The following is an 18,919-nucleotide window of genomic DNA, read 5'->3' on the forward strand; positions in this document are numbered from 1 at the left end:
AAAATGAGAAGAAGGGTGAATCGAATGTATACATAGATGTTATATTAATATAATAAAATTTAGTTTTAACATTGTAATTCTAATTGAGTTTTTGGATTGCTAAAGTACCAAATGTAAACTGATATTAAAAAATATATATTATAAATGGAAAACTAGAATAATAGAATGAAAAAGAGTTAAATATTATAAAAAAATTTAAAAAAAGTATATAGAAAAATTTTTAAATAAGTTATAATTTAAACTTGGTGATATTATTAATGATTAAATACAAAAGTTTAATATTAAATAGTTGACGCTTATGAAATTATACAATTATTAATTATAAGAAATACAGTTATTCAATAGGGGGAATTTAAATGAACTTTTATAAAATGCAAGGGGCAGGAAATGATTTCGTATTTATTGAGGATTTCAATAATGAGATTAAAGATGAATGCTTATTAGCAAAAAAACTTTGTGACAGACATTTTGGCATTGGTGCTGATGGTCTTGTTATTGTTAGAAAATCAGAGATAGCTCATGCTAAAATGGTTATAATAAATGCCGACGGTTCAAGAGCTAATATGTGTGGAAATGCTATAAGATGTTTTGGAAAATATGTTTATGAACATAAAATAGCTACAGGGGATAAATTTTCAGTTGAAACTGGTGATGGAATTAAAGAAATTGAAATAATATTAGAAAATGAAAATGTTAAGTATGTAAGAGTTTATATGGGGAATCCATCTTATAACGGATGCGATATACCTTTAAATAATTTGGAAAGTCTTATAGAAAAAGAAATTACTGTAGATGATAAAAAGTATAAGATGACTACTTTACTACTTGGAGTTCCTCATACAATAATTTTCGAAAGTGATAGAGAATACAATGTTATTCAAGAGGGATCAAAGATAGAAAAATTGGATATATTCGGTGAAGGAAGTAACGTAAATTTTGTGAAAATAGTGGATGATACCCATATAACAGTTAATACATGGGAGAGAGGTGCTGGAGCTACATTAGCTTGTGGAACAGGATGCAGTGCTTCAGTAGTAGTTGCTAAGGATTTGGGATTTGTTAATAAAGATAAAGAAATTTTTGTTAAAGCTCCTGGAGGAGAGTTGATAATAGAAGTTTTAGGTAAAGATGTTTATATGAAAGGCCCTGCAGAAGTGGTTTTCAAGGGTGAACTTTCTTTATAAAATTATAAAAAACGAGGAAATAAAAAATGAATTCATTAGTAAGAAAGTGCTTAAGCATTTTTGCTTTCATTGCAATTCCACTGTTTGTCTTAGGATGTGCATCTAAAAAAGAAGATGCGCCTAATGTGACAGAGGATATCAAGTTAAATATAGGAGCTGTTCTAAAAAGCGAAGACGGTAATTATAAACTATATAATTATGATAATGGTAAGTATGTGGAGACAAAGGAAAATAAGGTTATCATAGATTATGATAAAAGTAGTTCTAATTATATATATGTAGATAGCGGTAAAAATTATATAGTTAATAGCGGACATAGATATGAAATCCAAGATGAAAATTATAGTGGATTAAAATTATCAAAAGGTGGAAATTATATTTCTTACTTTATAGATGATAATGGGCTTAAGTTGAAAATATTCAATACAAATGGAAATAAAGAAATTGAAATGAAATCTAATGTTTCAATATCGGGAACATTATACGACTGGTATGATACAGATACATTGGTTTATTATGGAGTAAGCAATGATGGCGTTAATGGATTATTTACTTATAATATAAAAGAAAATAAAGAAGAGTTGCTTTATAAGATTAATGAAGGCTATTTAGCATTTATAAAATCAAGAGATGACGATGTAGTATTTCTACAATTAACACTGGAAAATAAAAGAGAAGTAATGATGATAAATAAAAAGACAAAAGATGTTAAGCTTCTGACAGATAGCATAGAAGAGATTTCAGATATAATTATAAATAAAGATAAGCTGTATTTTACAGGAAAAGCGTATAATAATATTAATTCTTTATATGAACTAACAGATAACAAGGTAAAAAGATTAGTCTTTGATTTTCCGGGTACTGTAAAAATAGAAAAAGGATTAGAGGCAAGTGAAAATGGAGATGTTTTATTTATAGGTTCTAGTAATGGAGATCTCAAGAAAGAGCAAATTTATACATACACTCAAGATGGTAGCATAAGTGAAATAGGAAATAGTTCATCAGAATATGTTTTTTTAGCATATACGCAGTAATCTAAATTTAGAATTCTTTATCATGTCTTTATATGATGGAGGATTCTTTATTAATATAGAAAAGTATTGACTCTTACCTTACGTAGGGGTATATGCTATTCTTATCATAAAAATAATAATATATATTGCAAAAATAATTTTTCGTCATAATTCTAAAAATATTAAAAGAATTTTAGCTGTAATTGTGAATTGTGAAATGTGCAGCATTATGAATTGAAATATATATATTAAAAAAGGAGATAGTAGAATGGATCTAAAATTACAATATAACTGTAGTAATATAGATTGGGAAGAGGTATCTAGTATACTAGAAAAAGTAGGGATGAGTCATTATGAAGGCGAAATACATAAGAAAGCATTTGAAAATAGTTATGCTGCTGTATTTGCTTTTGATAATGATAAGTTGATTGGTTTTGGACGAGCAATCTCTGATGGAGTTTATCAATCTGCAATTTATGATGTAGCTGTGCTACCTGAATATCAAGGTAAGAGTATAGGAAGTAAGATTGTTAATAAAATCTTAGAAGGCGTTCCTACATGTAATGCTATATTATATGCTTCACCTGGAAAAGAGAAATTTTATGAAAAATTAAATTTTAGAAAGATGAAAACAGGAATGGCTTTTTTCAGAAATTCCATTAAAATGCAAATGAAAGGTTTTATAGAATAATAAAAGAATAAGTAAGAGTTAATGGATAAACTAAAGCTTTAAAGATAATAATATCTTTAGAATTTAAAATTGTTATATAGGAGCGTAGATTAATGAATAAATTTGATAAAGCTATTAACAAAAAGACTAGTGAATTAATAACAAAGAACTTACTTGGGCAAGAAGTTACTGAAGAAGAGTTCAGAAAATTTAAAATTATTGCAAGAGCAATTGTTAGAGAAGAAATGAGAGGAGTTAAGCCAAATAAAAATCCTAAATCATTGTACGGTAAAACATGGAAAGCTGCAAGAAAATATAATGATGTTAAGAAATGAAAAGTATAGTATTAGCATTTAACTCGTTAAGTTATCATAAAATCCTAGGCATTTATTAATGTCTAGGATTTTTAATTTAAACATTTAGTGGTCTCTCTCATTTTGATAATAAGAAAATTACATTATTTGGAATTAAATGAATAATTACTGAGATTTTGGTTCAAAATTTAAAATAGAAACTAAAAAATATAAAATCAGATAGGTGTGTTTAAAATTAAGGAATATGAAATTGAAGATGTAGATTTAGGAACTGCTAAAAATTTAAAAAAAGAAATTTGTGAGAAGTATAGAGTTATTCCAATAAAAGAAAAATTGGACGAGGTAATAGTTTTGTCATATGGAGTAACTGAAGAAGCAAAAGAATATCTAAGATTTATATATAACAAAAACATAGTTATCAAAGAAATCGAAGAGAGAAATTACGAAAGCTTAAAAAATATAATATTTGGTATAGATGATAAATCACTAGAAGAGATATTGATAACTAATGCAATAAAGGTTAATGCTAGCGACATTCATATAGAACCTCAAAATGGCTGTGTTTATGTACGATATAGAATTAATGGTAGTTTAGTTTTGGTGCACAAAATAGATTCTGATGAATATATAACTCTTGCATCGAAGATTAAGCTCAAAGCTAATATGGACATAACTGAAAAAAGAAGACCTCAAGATGGAAAAATAATAGTTAATTATAATAATCTAAAATACGATTTAAGAGTATCTTCAATACCTGTAGTATACGGAGAAAAACTAGTAATTAGAATATTATATTGTGATAACTTTGACTATAATCTTGAGGACTTAGGATTCTCAGAAAGTCAAATTAAACTGATTAGAAAAATAATATCTTTGAAGAATGGACTTATATTAATTAGCGGTCCAACCGGTTCTGGCAAAACTACTACAATCTATACAATATTGAAAGAAATCGATTCCAAAGCTTTAAATATAACGACGTTGGAAGATCCAGTTGAAATAGTTATGCCTAATATCAACCAAATGAGTCTAAATAAAAAATTGGACATAGATTTCTCAAATGGTCTTAGAAGCATATTGAGACAGGACCCAGATGTGATTATGATTGGAGAGATTAGAGATGAAGAGACAGCTAGCATGGCGGTAAGGGCATCGATTACTGGGCATAAAGTATATAGCACTATCCACTGTAAATCAGCAAGGGAAGTTTATATAAGATTAGAGAATATGGGGATTAAACCATATCTATTAAGTGATGCGCTAGTTGGAATAATATCACAAAGATTAGTTAAGATTTTATGTGATAATTGTAAGAAGATAGATGATGAAAATTCAGTGAACGGAAGGATGTTATATAAAAAATGTGGTTGCAAAATGTGTAATTATTCAGGGTATGCAGGAAGACAAATAATCAGTTCAGTTCACTTCTTGCAGGACAATAGTGAAAAAAGGATGATGGATTTATATAAGGATAGCAAATACCTATCAAATGAAAATATGAAGAAGGATTTGGAAGAACTATTACTTCGAGGAAAGATATCTAATAGTGATTATATAGAATTTATAGAAGGGGAAAGATTGAATGAATAGCAATAATTCGGAAAGTTCGACTTATAGGGGATTCAAAAATATAACACATTTTAGCTTTAAAAAAGATATGAGGATTAAGCATAAAACAGATGAAAAACAGTTGGCGCTAATATCAGGAAGTTTGTCACAGATTTATAAGGATGGAATAAGAATAACTGAAGCATTAGATTTAGTAGCAGATATATTATCAAGCAAGATCTATAAGGATAGTTTATATGGAGTTTTAGAGCTGATAAAACAAGGTAGTAGTTTATCGCAAGGATTTTCAGAGTTTAAAGACTTATATCCAGAATTTTTCATAGGAATAATTTCAATTGGCGAGAATACTGGAAAACTATATGAAGTGCTGAAGGGATTAAGTGTCTATTATGATAAATCGCTATTTATTAAGAAAGAAATCAAAAATGCATGTATTTATCCGATGTTTGTATTTATTTCAATGATATTACTCAGTATATTTTTGGTAAACGAAGTGATTCCAAACTTTTTCGAAATCTATAAATCTATGAATGTCAAATTACCAAAAGGGTGCCAAGTTATATATGATATGAGTATTGCTTTTAAGGACAATCATCTGGTTACTGGTGTGGCAATTTTTTCTTGGGGATTAATATTAATAATTCTTATAAAATGTTTATCTAATCAAATTAGCATAAACAAATTAACGAAGATAAGTATCGTAAGATCTTTTTTTGAGTATATAATGGTATTGCTTTTTTCTATAATAACAAGTACTGGAATAAACATTTCACAGGCTCTTAAATATTGTGAAAATAGTATGAGTTTTATGTATTTACGAAATAAAATTACTGAAATAAATTCAAGTATTATCAGCGGGGAAACTTTAACTGAATCTTTAGAGAAAAGCGGTGTCTTTTCAAAATATGCGTTAGCTATTGTAAGGATTAGAGAAGAGGGTGGGACAATAGAAGAAGGTTTTAAAGAATTAGCAAATACTCTAGAATATAGACTTAATGAGAAAATACAAAAATATTTGAAATTGATAAATCCGATTTTCATAATCATGATGGCCGGTTTTATAACTATATTTTTATTGATATTTGTCCTTCCGTTGTTTAATAATCTTCAGGGCGGAATAAGAAAATGAGAAGCAATGGATTCACGTTAATCGAAACGATGGTAAGTGTTTTTATAATAACAATTTTACTTAGTGTAGGAATATCATTAAGTAAATTTGCTCGAAATATATCAAAAAATATGGACAATTCAGAATATATTTATGAGATTCAAAATTTACTTTCATATGGCAAAGCGGTTTGTAGAGAAAAGAATAACTATGGAAAAATAACTGTAAAGGCAAGTAAAAATGAAATTAAATTTATAGATGGTTGGGATAGTATAGAGAAGACTGTATGCATTCCGAAGGAAATAAAAATCATTAGTGGAGACATAAATATATTGGTAACGCCAGATGGAAAAATATCTAGGGGAAATACAATAAAGATAATAGATAATTGCGGCGTAAAGCAGGATATAACGATAGGCGTTGGAGTGGATTTGATTAGTATAAAGAATGGTGAGGCAATATGAAAAAGAAGGGCAGTATATTAATTGAAACATTAGCATCTGCAATGATTTTAACTTTAACTGTTACATTTATTATAAGTACTAGCATAGAAAATTCTAATACACTAAAGGAAAGAATTTTACAAGAAGAAGTCGATAGAGCAATAAGTAATTTGGAAAATGAATTGAAATACAATATATCAAATGAAGAAATACATGAAATGTTAGAAAATAAAATTGGATTTAAATATAATGGTGATTTTAGTAGAGAATTAATATATAAAAATTTAGAGGAATTAGAAGATGGAGAAGACATTAGGTTAAACAAAATAAGTGAGGATGGCATTGACTTAAATTTAGAAATAGTAGCTAATATTAAGATCGGAAAAAATGAAGTGAATGTGGAAAAAAAGTTTACTAAAAGTTGGTGGATGGATGAAGTATAAAATTGGATACGTTTTTAAAAAGAAGAGAGGATTTACTATTATTGAATCATTAGCCTATATTTTTTTAACAACAATGATTTTAGCATCTGGAATAAGTTTGTTTACATCCATGTATAGAGCGTATTTAGAATCAATTCAGTTAAGTATAAAGTATAATAACTATCAAAATTTTTTTATAGATTTAGATAATATTATAAGTGAAGGTGGAATTAAGCAGATAATAGTTAATAATAACCAAATTAAATTTTTAAAGAATGATGAATTCAATAGCATGGATAAAATAATTAAATCTTATGACGGAAAAGTTTTTATAAAATATACAAGAAATGATGTTACACAAACAATAAATACTATGCTTGAAGATATAGACAATCTTGAAATTAAGGGAAAAGGAAAATTAATTTATTTTATACTACATGACAAAGATGGGAGGGAATTTATTAAGTGCATTTGAAGAAAAAAGGAACTGTACTAATAAGTACTATGATAGTGTTATCTTTAATGAGCATTCTAGGATGTTTTATGTTTAAAATGATGAAAAACAACAATGAACTAAGCTGTTTATACAATTTTGATAAAGATAGGTATGATTTGAATTCAAATGAGGAACAAGTGTTAAATAAGTTTATGATAGAGATTAATAAAGAGAAAGTAAATAGTGAGAAACTGAATGAAGATATGTTTTTAGAAAACTTTAATAAAAAAATAGATGATAATATAATCGAATACAATAAAGATAATAATAAACTTCTACTAACAACTTACAAAGAAGATAGTGTAATAAGAAAAAGATCAATTATTTACAGTTTTAAAGGGGAAAAAATAATTTTAATTCCAACATATAATTTTGATGACTATAACAAATAGCATCTATAATAATGTGAATAATTATGAAAGCATTTAGACTAAGAGTAGTTTATAAAAGAGGTATTTAATGAGAAAATCAATAATATTTATTAAAAAAAATTATTGCACATATGATGGGAAAAATTATGATTTTAATGAATTTAGAGAATTAAGTGGTTTATTAACTTCAAATATAAAGGTGGTAATACTTCAAGAAGAATTATTTGTGAGCCATTTTGAGAATGCTGTAAGAAGATGTAAATTATGTAGCTTTGTAGATTCAAAAATCAGAAATGATTTCCCTCAAAATGGAGATATACTATATGATTTTGAGAAAAAGGGAAATGTAATTTCAATATACTCCATAAAAGGGTGTAAGAGAGTTGAAAAAATAGTTGAGAAGGCAATAAATATAGAAATTAAGCCAATTCAGTTTATAATAAAAGATGTTTTAATGAAAATAGTTAGAGATAATAATAGAAATTTTAAAGCACTAATAAAATATGATACATGCTATTACTATGTATCATTTAGGGATAGATTATATCATGATGGATTTATTTCTGAAAATAAACATATTGTTGAAGAAAACCTTTTAAAGAAAGGTGATCTCGAAGAAATATACGTTGATGACAATACGGTTGATATTATTTCAGACAATAATAAATCTAAGGCTAAAAAAGTGAATATAGGAGAATTTATAAATGAAAATATATACGAAAAACAAAGATTTCATTCCAGAAAGATTTTTTAACAAGGTTGAAATGAACACAATTAGAAAGGAGAATAAAGTAATAATATCATTTTTAATTATTAACTTAATTGCTTTTCCGTTTGTAGTTCAAAATATAAGTGAAACTAAAGAAAGTTCTAAATTAAATAGAAATAGTAACCTAGAAGAAGGTAAGATTAAGTTTGAAGATATTAGCATTTGGGTAAAGAATTTAACGAAAGACAATATTGAAGAGGCACACATAACTAATAATGGCGGGGATATAATAGTAAATAATTTAAGTGATATAGATGAGTTAAGTTCCAATGGTTTTATAGAAATACATGATATAAATTTAAATGATAATGAAAAATATAAACTAGGAGTAAGCTTATATGAATAGATTACTCAAGCATATAATTTTAAGCATAATGATAATATTAGCCTTTACGCAAATACTATGTATAAATAATATAAAAAAAGCTAATAATATCAAAGTATACAATCAGCAAAATAAATTTTACGATCATAAAACTTTAAAACAAATTAACAGAGAGTTAGATTGCTTAAATGAAAAGAATATTCTTTCTGCTAATGAAAAAGACGGTAAATGGCATGTGAAAATAAAAATATCTGGTAGTAAAGATGATCTATTAAATGAGCTGCCTAAATTAAAAAATTATGATGTGAATAACTATAGTATAGATAAAAATAAGAACGAAACCTCTATTATATTAGATATAAGCACTAAGGAAAGTGTTTAAAAGGTTATAAAATTATAAAATTTTACTGGAAAATAATCAGAAAGATTGCAATTATCATTGTCTTTTGATAAAATATGAGTGTTATGTCAACGATTAAGTATATTAGCTTAATATTTGAAAAAAAGTTACGCGGTAATTAGGCATATTAAAAAAAATAACAAGTCATTATGATAGTCTGTTTTGTATAGTACTAAAGTAATATATTTACTGAATAATATATTACTTTGATGTAATGTTCTTTATTTAGTAACAAAAAGAATACAGAACATCTTAGAGGTGTTATTTATTATATGTCTTATTTTATAAATTTGGAGGGATCTTTAATGATAACAGCAGGAGATATAAGAAAAGGAACAACGTTTGAATTGGATGGACAAGTATTTACAGTAGTAGAATTTTTACATGTTAAGCCAGGTAAAGGAGCAGCATTCGTAAGAACTAAACTTAGAAATGTAATTTCAGGTGGAGTTACAGATACAACATTCAATCCAACTACAAAATTACAAGAAGCAGTAATCGAAAGAAAAGAAATGCAATATCTTTATTCAGATGGAGAATTATATTACTTCATGGATCAAGAAACATATGAGCAAATTCCTTTAAACTACGAAAAAGTTGAAGATGCAATAAGATTCTTAAAAGAAAATATGTTTGCAACAATAAAATTCTTTAAAGGTGATGCATTCTCAGTAGAAGCTCCAAACTTTGTTGAATTATTAATAACACAATCTGAACCAGGCGTTAAAGGAAACACTGCTACTAATGCAATGAAACCAGCTACACTTGAAACAGGTGCGATAGTTAATGTTCCTATGTTTGTTAATGAAGGTGATGTTATAAGAGTAGACACTAGAACTGGCGAATACATGGAAAGAGTTTAAGCTATATAGTTGCTAAGCGAGAAGCTTAGCAACTTTATTTTATATTTAATCGCAACATTTTTACAAATAAAGAGAAGGAAGTGAAAAGAGATGGAAGAGCTTAGCAAAGAGATTGAAGCTTTAAAAAAGAATTTATCTAAAATAGAAAATAAGGAATATAAAGAATGTTTTGATAATGTATACTCTATTTTAGAAGTTATGAATCAAAGAATAGAAGAGTTGACTGTAAATCAAGAAACATTGGAAGAAAATATTAGATTTATGGATGATGATTTATCAAATATTCAAGATGAACTATTTGAAGAGATGTCTATAGATGAATTAAATGATATGGAAGATGAATATACGGAAATAAACTGTATTCATTGTAATAAACCAATTTTTATTGAACAATCCACCCTAAGCAATAACGAAGAAATTCCATGTCCTTATTGTAAAAAGAATATAAAAGGATAATTGATTATTAAATATATAAATGAAATGGCTATCTTAAAGTTAAATTTAAGGTAGCCATTTTTTTAATTTACATATTTTTATTATAATTCAGTAATATTTTTGGGAGATATTAAATATTAATTAATTAAGAGAACGATGGAGGAGGCAGTGGAGTTTTGATTGGTGAAGAAGAGATAGTGGGAATTTTTCCAACTAAAATAGGTAATTTACTTAAGGATAGACTTAATAAAGAACAGGTATATGAGCTTAGGATTAAAATTGGGAAACCAATTTTGGTTTACTCAAAATATGGAGAAAGTATTATTAATTATATTTCTACAAAGGAAGATATGAAAAGTATTATGCAAAAAGTTTCCAATTATTCATTATATGCCTATGAAGAAGATATAAGGCAAGGATTTATAACAATTAAAGGTGGACATAGGATCGGCATAGCTGGTGAATGTGTAATGGAAAAGGGTGAAGTAAAGACTATACGAAATATTTCATCTGTAAATATAAGAATTTGCAGAGAAGTAATTGGATGTTCAAATAAGGTTATGAAATATATTACATCTGCATATAAAGTTCATAATACTATAATAATTTCTCCACCTAAATGTGGAAAGACAACAATTTTACGAGACATAGCTAGAAATATATCAAGTGGAATGCCATCTTTAGGAGTTACTGGTAAGAAGGTGGCTGTGATAGATGAACGAAGTGAAATAGGAGCCTGCTATTTTGGAATTCCTCAAAGCGATTTAGGAATCAGAACAGATGTATTAGATAACTGTTTAAAAAGAGAAGGGTTAATCATGGCAATTAGAAGTCTTTCTCCGGAAGTACTAATTTGCGATGAAATAGGCACTAAGGGCGATATAGAAGCACTTATTATGGCGTTCAATTCTGGCGTAAATATAATAACAACAATCCATGGTTTTACAATAGAAGATTTATATAAGAGAAGAGTTCTTAGTGATTTATTAGATAATGAGATTTTGGAAAGAGCAATAATATTAAGTAACAGAAATGGAATTGGAACAGTTGAAAATGTGTATAGCATAAAAGGAGGTGAGAGTATGTGCTTAAATTAATTCTTATAGTATGCATATTTATTATAAGCACATATATAGGATTTGCATATGGAGAAACTTTCAAGAAAAGGCAGGAGCAGCTTAAAGAGATATTAAAATCTTTAACAATTCTCCAAAATGATATAGTTTATGGAACAACTCCTTTGCCTGAAGCTTTGGGAAATTTATCACATAAAGTGTGCAAGCCTCTGAGCAATTTTATTGAATCAGTGGTTAATAGATTACTAAAAGGGAATGTAGAAAGCGTATATGAAGCAGCATTAGAGGAGTTTCAAGTGTTAGAAAATGAATTTTATCTTGAACGTGATGACAGAAAGATAATGTCAGATTTTTTTAAGTATCTTGGAGAATCAGGTGTTTATGGACAAGAAAAAATATTCATATTGGCGATTGAAGGAATAAAAATAAATCTAAGTGATGCAGAGGAAAATGCAAAGAAGAATACAAAGCTTTATAGATATCTTGGAGTATGTTTGGGAGCAATGATAATCATATTTATGATATGAGGTCATTATAAATAATTTATAATAGCTAAAATAATTATACTAAATAAGGATTGGAGGAAGATAAATGCATGATATAACTATACTTTTTAAAATTGGAGGAGCTGGGATACTTTTAGTAGTATTAGATAAGGTTCTTACTAGCAGTGGAAAAGGTGAGATTGCAGCTATAACAAATATTGCAGGAGTTGTAATAATTCTGCTTATGATAGTTTCGATCATAGGAGATTTATTTAGTACTGTTAAAACTATGTTTGTAATGTAGGTATGCAGATTATGTTAATAGTAAAAATTGTAGGTATAGCGTTTATAACATTATTTATTATGCTATTATTCAAGCAATCTAAAAATGAATTAAATACATTCCTTGTTCTAACTGCGGGTGCATTAATTCTTCTTATTATGATAGAGCCACTTAGACAAGTTATAGATTTTGTAAAAGAAATTGCAGATAAAGCCAATATTGATATGGTCTATATCGGAATAGTACTCAAGATTTTGGCTATAGCATATATAGCATCATTTTCAAGTGCATTATGTAAGGATGCTAATGCCGATAGTCTTGCAACTCAAATAGATTTATCAGGTAAAATAATGATTTTAGTACTAGCAATTCCGATACTTATGGCAGTATTAAATTCTATATTGCAGATAATGTAGGTGTTTATATATGAAGATGATAAAAAGAGTTACGTTTATAGTATTAATGAGCCTTATGATTAACATATTTATTTCGGCTGTGCCAGGTGATTCTTTTATTGGGTCGAGAACTATTTATGCGGCAGAAGTAAATAATAAAGTTGATATGGAAACAGGTAATAACACAAACTTTTATGATAAGAATAAAAGTAAACAATCTTCTGAAAATGAAGTTAACATAGATGAATTAGGGGGAAGTGCGAAAGAAGAAATTAATTCGCTATATGAATATATAAGCAAAATGAAAACAGATGTTGAGCTCATGAACAATTTAAATCCAGTTGAATATGTCAAAACTTATATCAAAGAAGGTAAAGGGAATCTTTCAATTGATACACTTCTAAAAGCAGCATTAAGCATAATATTTAAAGAAGTGAAAAGTGTATTATCTTTAGTAATATCAATAGTTACAATAGCAATAATATGTTCACTACTAAAAAATCTACAAGATGCATTTTCAGGTGAAAGTATATCCCAAGTAGCATTTTATGCATGCTACGCCTTAATAATAATGGTGTTATCAAAGAGTTTTATAATTTCAATTTCAGTTGCTAAAGATGTAATAAATAATATTTCAGATTTTATGAGTGCGCTTCTCCCTATTCTTGTGACTATGATTTCTCTTGCTGGAGGAATAGCAGCGGCTACTACATTAGATCCTATAGTACTTGGTGCAGTTGTATTTATACCTAAAGTTTATTCCAATGTGATAATTCCAATGATATTAATGGGATTTGTATTAGAATTTGCGAATAACATATCAGCAGAGCATAAAATAAATAATTTGTGTAAGTTGTTTAAGCAGATCATTATATGGTTTCAGGGAATCATAGTAACAATTTTTATAGGATTATTAACGATTAGAGGGATTACATCAACTACGATTGATGCAGTAACACTAAAGACGGCAAAATTCGCTGTAGACAACTTTATTCCTATTGTTGGAAAAGCCTTTTCGGATGCGATTACTTCTGTTGCTGGATATTCACTTATAATAAAAAACGCTATAAGTTCAATAGGGTTAGTTGTAATTATCTTAATTCTCTTACATCCTCTTATTAAGTTAGTTCTTATAGAGTTTATATATAAATTATCAGCAGCATTAATAGAACCAATAAGCGATTCGAGAATAACGAAGTCATTGGAGGCAGCGGGAAGTTCCATGATGCTTATAATATCATGTGTATTAACTGTAAGCTTTATGTTTTTTATATTAATAGGTATCATGGCATCCACTGGTAGGTTTATAGTTGGAGGATAAAATAATATGTTTATGGAAGCTTTAAAAAAATTTGTAATTACCCTTGTGACTGTTCTTATATTTATGAGCGCTGTAGAGATGATTGCTCCTAGTAAGATGAAGAAATATATAAAATTCGTCTTAGGATTAATATTAATAACAATTATATTAAATCCAATTTTGCAATTTGTAGAAGGTGGAGAAAAAAACTTTACAGATGTAATTAATAATTATGAACAAGTGTTTTCAAAAGATAGAGATACAGCTAATTTTGACAGTATAAATACATTAAGCAGAAGTAATAAAGATGATGAGAGAAAAAAAGCATTTGTAGCTAACTTTAATAAAAATTGTGATAACATTTTAAAAAATAATTTCAAGGATATGAATTTTAAGAGCGAAGTTGATTGTGATGTAGATTTTAGTAAGGTAACTATAAATGTAAAGAAACTTAGGATAGGTGTAAGTAGTAATAAAATAAATAAAATAAAAAAAATAGTAATAAGCAAAGGTGCAGATGAAAATAACGAAGGGAAAAATGCAGAATACAGTGAAATAGCCGATTTTGCAAGCAATGAATTAAACATTCCAAAGGAGAAAATAGAAGTATATGGATTAGAGGAGTAGGAGGTATATATATGGATAAAGATAAATTAAAAAAAGAATTTAGCAAAATACTAGAGCAGAAAAAGATGAAGAGCCTTATAGCAGTTTGCATAATACTTGCATTTATCCTGATTGCTATGAATGTATTTTCATCTGGCAACAATAATTTTAGCAGCAATAAACTATCATCTACCGCAGCTAAAACAAATGCAGAAAATGTAGATGATACTAAAATAAATAATGAAGCAGATGAAAAAAATTATGAAGAAAAACAAAAAAATGATTTAAAAAACATATTAAAGAAAATGAATGGAGTTGGTGATGTTGAGGTAATGATGTCTTTTGAAAATGGAGGAGAAAAAGTTCCGGCATATGATAAGAATAATCAAAAGTCAACTACAGAGGAAAATGATACCGAGGGTGGAAAAAGAGTTACAAATCAAGACACAGATGCGTCAAAAACTGTAATGACAACATCTGATGGAAATAATGAACCATTTATTTTGAAAACATATAAGCCTAAAATTACTGGGATAATAATACTTGCAGAAGGTGCTGACAATAGCAAGATAAAATATGGAATAGAACAAGCTGTGTCAAAACTATATAACTTAAGTTTAGATAAGGTTAATGTATATAGCATGAAGAAGTAGCATATAATTTTATAGAAAAAGAATGGGAGGAAGAATATTATGACAAAGAAACAATGTGGGATTATATTTACATTATTAGCATTAATATTATGTGTAGGAATGCTAGCAGCAAAACTTAATAACGGAGGGCTAAACGATCCAACAGATTTAAGCCAGGTTTTATCTACTGATCAATCAAAAACTGAACAAGATACACAGGCTTTAAGTCAACAAAATTATTTTTATGATGCGCGAAGCGAAAGAGATCAACAGGATTCAACTACAATACAAACTTTAAATTCAATAATTTCAGATGCAAATACATCAAAGGAACAAAAGGATCAAGCAACAAAAGAGTTAACACAAAAAACAATGACAAAAGATAGCGAAGGAAGAATAGAATTAAGTATCAAAAATAAAGGTTATGAGGATGCTTTATGTATGTTACAATCAGATAAAGCAACAGTAATTGTTAAATCACCTAATGAACTTCAAGAAAGTGAAACTGTAGCTATACAAGAAATAGTTCAAGAGATATCAAAAATTAAAGACGTAATAATACAAGTACAAAAATAGTATAAAAACCATAATATATTTGTAATGTTAAATTATATTTGATATAATGAACACAAGATTATCATGTTTTGTTATCACAAAACCTAGGAGGTTAAAGTAACATGGAAGATTTAGTTAGAGAAGAAAATATCGGAGTAGTTAAAATTTCTGATGAGGTAGTAAGCGTTATTGCAGGAATTGCTGCTCAGGAGATTGATGGAATATTAGATGCTCAAATGGGTGTTGCAAACAACTTAACAAACATATTTAAAGGTAAAAAGAACACCGCTAAAGCAAGCAAAGTTACTCTAGAAGAAGATAAAGCAATTATAGATATGAACGTATCAGTTGAATATGGTAAGAAAATAATGGAAGTTGTGCCTCAGGTGCAAGATAATGTTAAGAAAACCGTGGAAGCTATGACTGGACTATATGTTGAAGCCGTTAATATCTATGTTCAGAATATTTATATATCAAAAAAGGAAGAAAGTGAATCTAACTAGTTTGATTTTCACCCTCTGAAGCTTTCAGAGGGTGTTTCTATGCTGAAATTAACCAAGGTTTAAAAGAAAGCAAAAGTGTGTATAATGATAAATGTACATAATTAACTATGATACATATTTAGGAGGAATATATGAATAGAAAATTATCAAGAGAAAAGGCTATGGAGTTACTTTTTGGAATGACTTTGAGCAAAGATACAATGGAAGATGCAGTGGAAGCATTTGTAGAGAATTATGAAGGGGATATAAAAGAGATTGACTTAACATATGTAAAACAAGTGTTAATTGGTGTAAACAATAATAAAGAAGCAATTGACAAAGTTATACAAGATAATTTACATAACTGGAAAATTGAAAGAATATCTAAAGTTAATTTAAGCATTTTAAGAATTGCAACATACGAATTATTATATGATAAGGAAGTACCAAGAGGTGTTGCCATAAACGAAGCTTTAGAAATTACAAGAAGATATTCAGATGAAAAAAGTGTATCGTTTATAAATGGAGTACTAGATAAGATTAAGCAGGACTAATTTTAATATACTAATACATTTGAAATACACATGATTTATAATTTAATTATGTTTAGAATATTTGCAATTAAAAATACTTAAAATCATATAAAATAGGATTACAAATTGAAAGTGGGTAGAATGATAAAATGGGGCAAATTATTAATGGTAAAGAAGTTGCATTAAAAGTTAAAGAAGAAATAAAAAATTTTGTTAATAATAGAAAAGAAAAAAATCTTCAAGTTCCTAAAATTGCATCAATATTAGTTGGTAATGATGGTGGATCTATTTATTATATGGGCAGTCAAGAGAAAGTAGCTAATTCTCTTGGAGTTGAGTTTCTAAAATTAACTTTACCAGAAACTTGTAATGACGAAGATGTTATAGCAGAAATACATAAATTAAATGAAGATAATAATATTCATGGAATTATTCTACAGTTGCCACTTCCGAATAATTTTGATGAAAAGAAAATTATTAAACAAATATCTCCTAATAAGGATATTGATTGTCTTACATTTGAGAGTCAAGGAAAACTATATATGGGAGAGCCAAAATTTTTACCTTGTACACCTAATTCAGTAATTACCTTAATTAAAAGTCTAAACATAGATATTGTAGGGAAGAATGTTGTAGTCCTTGGAAGAAGCAATATAGTTGGAAAGCCAGTAGCTCAGCTTTTATTGAATGAAAATGCAACAGTTACAATTTGTCATTCAAAAACTAAGAATCTAAGAGAAGTTTGCAAGAATGCAGATATTTTAGTAGTAGCTATAGGAAGACCAAAATTCATTGATGAAACATACGTAAATGAAAATACGATTGTAATAGATGTTGGAACATCATCTTTTGAGGGTAAAATAACTGGAGATGTAGATTTTGATAAGGTAATAGATAAATGTAGATTTTTAACTCCAGTTCCAGGTGGAGTTGGCTCCTTAACAACTACTTTATTAATAAAAAATGCATGTGAGGCTTTACAGGAAAATGAATATTAAGACTTTAACTGTTTCAGAGGTCACAAATTATATAAAAAGAATGTTAGACAATGACTTTATCTTAAGTAATCTCTCTGTAAAAGGGGAGATTTCTAATTTGAAGTATCATAGTAGTGGTCATATTTACTTTACACTTAAAGATAGTAGTGGCAGGATAAATTGCGTTATGTTTAAAAGTAATGCAGTATTATTAGATTTTCCATTAGAAGAAGGAATGGAAGTTATTATTAAAGGTAGGGCATCAATATACCCTGCCACTGGAAGCTTCCAACTTTATTGTGATGAGATAAGAAAAGAAGGCTTAGGAGATTTATTTATTAAATTTGAGAAACTTAAAGAAAAACTATCTAAAGAAGGATATTTTGATGAAGCATATAAAAAGGAATTACCAAAGTATCCTCAGAGAATAGGAATAGTTACATCGCCAACAGGAGCGGCGATAAGAGATATTATAAATGTTTCAACTAGAAGAAGCAGTCTTGTGGATGTAGTCCTATATCCGGCAAAAGTACAAGGCGCAGGTGCCTACAAGGATATCATTTCTGGAATTAGTTATTTTAATAGAAAGAAATCAGTAGATATAATTATAGTAGGCAGAGGCGGAGGTTCAATAGAGGAATTATGGAATTTTAATGAAGAGGAGTTGGCTAAGGCGATTTTTAACTCTAAAATACCCATAATTTCAGCAGTAGGACATGAGATAGATTTTACGATTTGTGATTTTGTAGCAGATGTCAGGGCAGCAACACCTTCTCAAGGTGCTGAGATTGCTGTTCCACTTAGTGATAATATAAAAGATAGATTACTAGATATTTCAAAGAATTTAGATAAGTATATAAGTGATAGATTAGATACTTGTAGAAATAATTTATCAGGAGCTCAAAGAATTTTAAAGGTTCATTCTCCGATGGCTAAAATATCTAATTCATATTTAGAAGTGGATAGATTACAAGATAGGTTGAATTTTGCAATGAGAACGAAAATTAAAGGAGAAAAGAACAAAGTAGAAAATTTAAATAATTTGCTTTTTGCTCATAATCCAATTAAGGTAATTTCAAAAGGATATGCTATAATAAAAGATAATGAAAATAATATTATTACATCGAAAGAACAGCTAAATGAAGATAAAAATATAGAAGTTATTCTTAAAGATGGTAATATAGAGGGAAAATTCATACCATCAAAATGAGGA

27 protein-coding genes are annotated in these 18,919 nt (G+C 27.9%); all 27 read left to right on the plus strand.

Going from position 1 to position 18,919, the window contains the following annotated elements:
• Positions 1–356: 356 nt before the first annotated feature.
• The 27 genes from dapF to xseA all read left to right on the plus strand — a co-directional run bounded on the left by dapF (position 357) and on the right by xseA (position 18,916).
• Positions 357–1,184 carry a diaminopimelate epimerase gene (dapF, locus tag PZA12_RS08690; protein ID WP_077853671.1) on the plus strand — a complete coding sequence of 276 codons (828 nt, stop codon included), beginning with the start codon at positions 357–359 and terminating at the stop codon, positions 1,182–1,184.
• Positions 1,185–1,210: 26 nt separating this feature from the next.
• Positions 1,211–2,218: a hypothetical protein gene (locus PZA12_RS08695; RefSeq protein WP_078115210.1), complete on the plus strand. Its 1,008-nt coding sequence runs from the start codon at positions 1,211–1,213 to the stop codon at positions 2,216–2,218.
• A gap of 247 nt (positions 2,219–2,465) precedes the next feature.
• Positions 2,466–2,888 carry a GNAT family N-acetyltransferase gene (locus PZA12_RS08700; RefSeq protein WP_077854236.1) on the plus strand — a complete coding sequence of 141 codons (423 nt, stop codon included), beginning with the start codon at positions 2,466–2,468 and terminating at the stop codon, positions 2,886–2,888.
• Positions 2,889–2,980: 92 nt separating this feature from the next.
• Positions 2,981–3,202, plus strand: coding sequence for a hypothetical protein (locus PZA12_RS08705; protein WP_078115211.1), 222 nt, complete (start codon positions 2,981–2,983; stop codon positions 3,200–3,202).
• A 204-nt stretch (positions 3,203–3,406) separates the two neighbouring features.
• On the plus strand, positions 3,407–4,771 hold the full coding sequence (locus tag PZA12_RS08710; RefSeq protein WP_171983622.1) for a GspE/PulE family protein: 1,365 nt from the start codon (positions 3,407–3,409) through the stop codon (positions 4,769–4,771).
• On the plus strand, positions 4,764–5,879 hold the full coding sequence (locus PZA12_RS08715; protein WP_078115212.1) for a type II secretion system F family protein: 1,116 nt from the start codon (positions 4,764–4,766) through the stop codon (positions 5,877–5,879). The genes PZA12_RS08710 and PZA12_RS08715 overlap by 8 nt, the downstream gene beginning before the upstream one ends.
• The gene (locus PZA12_RS08720; protein ID WP_078115213.1) at positions 5,876–6,322 is read left to right on the plus strand and encodes a type II secretion system protein; all 447 of its coding nucleotides are present in this window, start codon (positions 5,876–5,878) and stop codon (positions 6,320–6,322) included. The genes PZA12_RS08715 and PZA12_RS08720 overlap by 4 nt, the downstream gene beginning before the upstream one ends.
• Positions 6,319–6,744: a hypothetical protein gene (locus tag PZA12_RS08725; RefSeq protein WP_078115214.1), complete on the plus strand. Its 426-nt coding sequence runs from the start codon at positions 6,319–6,321 to the stop codon at positions 6,742–6,744. The genes PZA12_RS08720 and PZA12_RS08725 overlap by 4 nt, the downstream gene beginning before the upstream one ends.
• The gene (locus PZA12_RS08730; protein WP_078115215.1) at positions 6,734–7,198 is read left to right on the plus strand and encodes a hypothetical protein; all 465 of its coding nucleotides are present in this window, start codon (positions 6,734–6,736) and stop codon (positions 7,196–7,198) included. Before PZA12_RS08725 ends, PZA12_RS08730 begins: the two co-directional genes overlap by 11 nt.
• Complete coding sequence (locus PZA12_RS08735; protein WP_242964319.1) at positions 7,189–7,611, plus strand: hypothetical protein; 423 nt, start codon at positions 7,189–7,191, stop codon at positions 7,609–7,611. The genes PZA12_RS08730 and PZA12_RS08735 overlap by 10 nt, the downstream gene beginning before the upstream one ends.
• Positions 7,612–7,678: 67 nt before the next feature.
• Positions 7,679–8,344 carry a hypothetical protein gene (locus PZA12_RS08740; protein WP_078115216.1) on the plus strand — a complete coding sequence of 222 codons (666 nt, stop codon included), beginning with the start codon at positions 7,679–7,681 and terminating at the stop codon, positions 8,342–8,344.
• Positions 8,295–8,705, plus strand: coding sequence for a hypothetical protein (locus PZA12_RS08745; RefSeq protein ID WP_078115217.1), 411 nt, complete (start codon positions 8,295–8,297; stop codon positions 8,703–8,705). The genes PZA12_RS08740 and PZA12_RS08745 overlap by 50 nt, the downstream gene beginning before the upstream one ends.
• Positions 8,698–9,066, plus strand: coding sequence for a hypothetical protein (locus PZA12_RS08750; protein WP_078115218.1), 369 nt, complete (start codon positions 8,698–8,700; stop codon positions 9,064–9,066). The genes PZA12_RS08745 and PZA12_RS08750 overlap by 8 nt, the downstream gene beginning before the upstream one ends.
• Before the next feature lie 323 nt (positions 9,067–9,389).
• Entirely contained in the window at positions 9,390–9,947 is a 558-nt protein-coding gene (efp, locus tag PZA12_RS08755) for an elongation factor P (RefSeq protein ID WP_023974718.1), read from the plus strand.
• A 90-nt stretch (positions 9,948–10,037) separates the two neighbouring features.
• Positions 10,038–10,403, plus strand: coding sequence for a CD1247 N-terminal domain-containing protein (locus PZA12_RS08760; protein ID WP_077842589.1), 366 nt, complete (start codon positions 10,038–10,040; stop codon positions 10,401–10,403).
• Positions 10,404–10,558: 155 nt separating this feature from the next.
• Positions 10,559–11,479: a stage III sporulation protein AA gene (spoIIIAA, locus tag PZA12_RS08765; protein WP_078115219.1), complete on the plus strand. Its 921-nt coding sequence runs from the start codon at positions 10,559–10,561 to the stop codon at positions 11,477–11,479.
• On the plus strand, positions 11,467–11,985 hold the full coding sequence (gene spoIIIAB, locus PZA12_RS08770; protein WP_078115220.1) for a stage III sporulation protein SpoIIIAB: 519 nt from the start codon (positions 11,467–11,469) through the stop codon (positions 11,983–11,985). The genes spoIIIAA and spoIIIAB overlap by 13 nt, the downstream gene beginning before the upstream one ends.
• A 64-nt stretch (positions 11,986–12,049) precedes the next feature.
• Positions 12,050–12,247: a stage III sporulation protein AC gene (gene spoIIIAC, locus PZA12_RS08775; protein WP_011969018.1), complete on the plus strand. Its 198-nt coding sequence runs from the start codon at positions 12,050–12,052 to the stop codon at positions 12,245–12,247.
• An 11-nt stretch (positions 12,248–12,258) separates the two neighbouring features.
• The gene (gene spoIIIAD, locus PZA12_RS08780; protein WP_011969019.1) at positions 12,259–12,642 is read left to right on the plus strand and encodes a stage III sporulation protein AD; all 384 of its coding nucleotides are present in this window, start codon (positions 12,259–12,261) and stop codon (positions 12,640–12,642) included.
• A 10-nt stretch (positions 12,643–12,652) separates the two neighbouring features.
• Complete coding sequence (spoIIIAE, locus tag PZA12_RS08785; RefSeq protein WP_078115221.1) at positions 12,653–13,942, plus strand: stage III sporulation protein AE; 1,290 nt, start codon at positions 12,653–12,655, stop codon at positions 13,940–13,942.
• A 6-nt stretch (positions 13,943–13,948) separates the two neighbouring features.
• Positions 13,949–14,548: a stage III sporulation protein AF gene (spoIIIAF, locus tag PZA12_RS08790; protein WP_078115222.1), complete on the plus strand. Its 600-nt coding sequence runs from the start codon at positions 13,949–13,951 to the stop codon at positions 14,546–14,548.
• 11 nt (positions 14,549–14,559) lie between these two features.
• On the plus strand, positions 14,560–15,180 hold the full coding sequence (gene spoIIIAG / locus PZA12_RS08795) for a stage III sporulation protein AG (RefSeq protein WP_077842594.1): 621 nt from the start codon (positions 14,560–14,562) through the stop codon (positions 15,178–15,180).
• A gap of 39 nt (positions 15,181–15,219) precedes the next feature.
• A complete protein-coding gene (locus PZA12_RS08800; protein ID WP_011969023.1) occupies positions 15,220–15,735 on the plus strand; it encodes a SpoIIIAH-like family protein in 516 nt (171 codons plus the stop codon).
• Positions 15,736–15,836: 101 nt separating this feature from the next.
• Complete coding sequence (locus PZA12_RS08805; RefSeq protein ID WP_011969024.1) at positions 15,837–16,217, plus strand: Asp23/Gls24 family envelope stress response protein; 381 nt, start codon at positions 15,837–15,839, stop codon at positions 16,215–16,217.
• 131 nt (positions 16,218–16,348) lie between these two features.
• Positions 16,349–16,750 (plus strand): transcription antitermination factor NusB, encoded by a 402-nt coding sequence (gene nusB, locus PZA12_RS08810; protein ID WP_078115223.1) that lies wholly within the window; start codon positions 16,349–16,351, stop codon positions 16,748–16,750.
• A gap of 128 nt (positions 16,751–16,878) precedes the next feature.
• Positions 16,879–17,727: a bifunctional methylenetetrahydrofolate dehydrogenase/methenyltetrahydrofolate cyclohydrolase gene (locus tag PZA12_RS08815; protein WP_078115224.1), complete on the plus strand. Its 849-nt coding sequence runs from the start codon at positions 16,879–16,881 to the stop codon at positions 17,725–17,727.
• On the plus strand, positions 17,717–18,916 hold the full coding sequence (xseA, locus tag PZA12_RS08820) for an exodeoxyribonuclease VII large subunit (RefSeq protein WP_017208899.1): 1,200 nt from the start codon (positions 17,717–17,719) through the stop codon (positions 18,914–18,916). Before PZA12_RS08815 ends, xseA begins: the two co-directional genes overlap by 11 nt.
• Positions 18,917–18,919: the final 3 nt, after the last annotated feature.

Source organism: Clostridium beijerinckii, from assembly GCF_036699995.1.
In the GTDB taxonomy this organism is placed as follows: domain Bacteria; phylum Bacillota; class Clostridia; order Clostridiales; family Clostridiaceae; genus Clostridium; species Clostridium helianthi.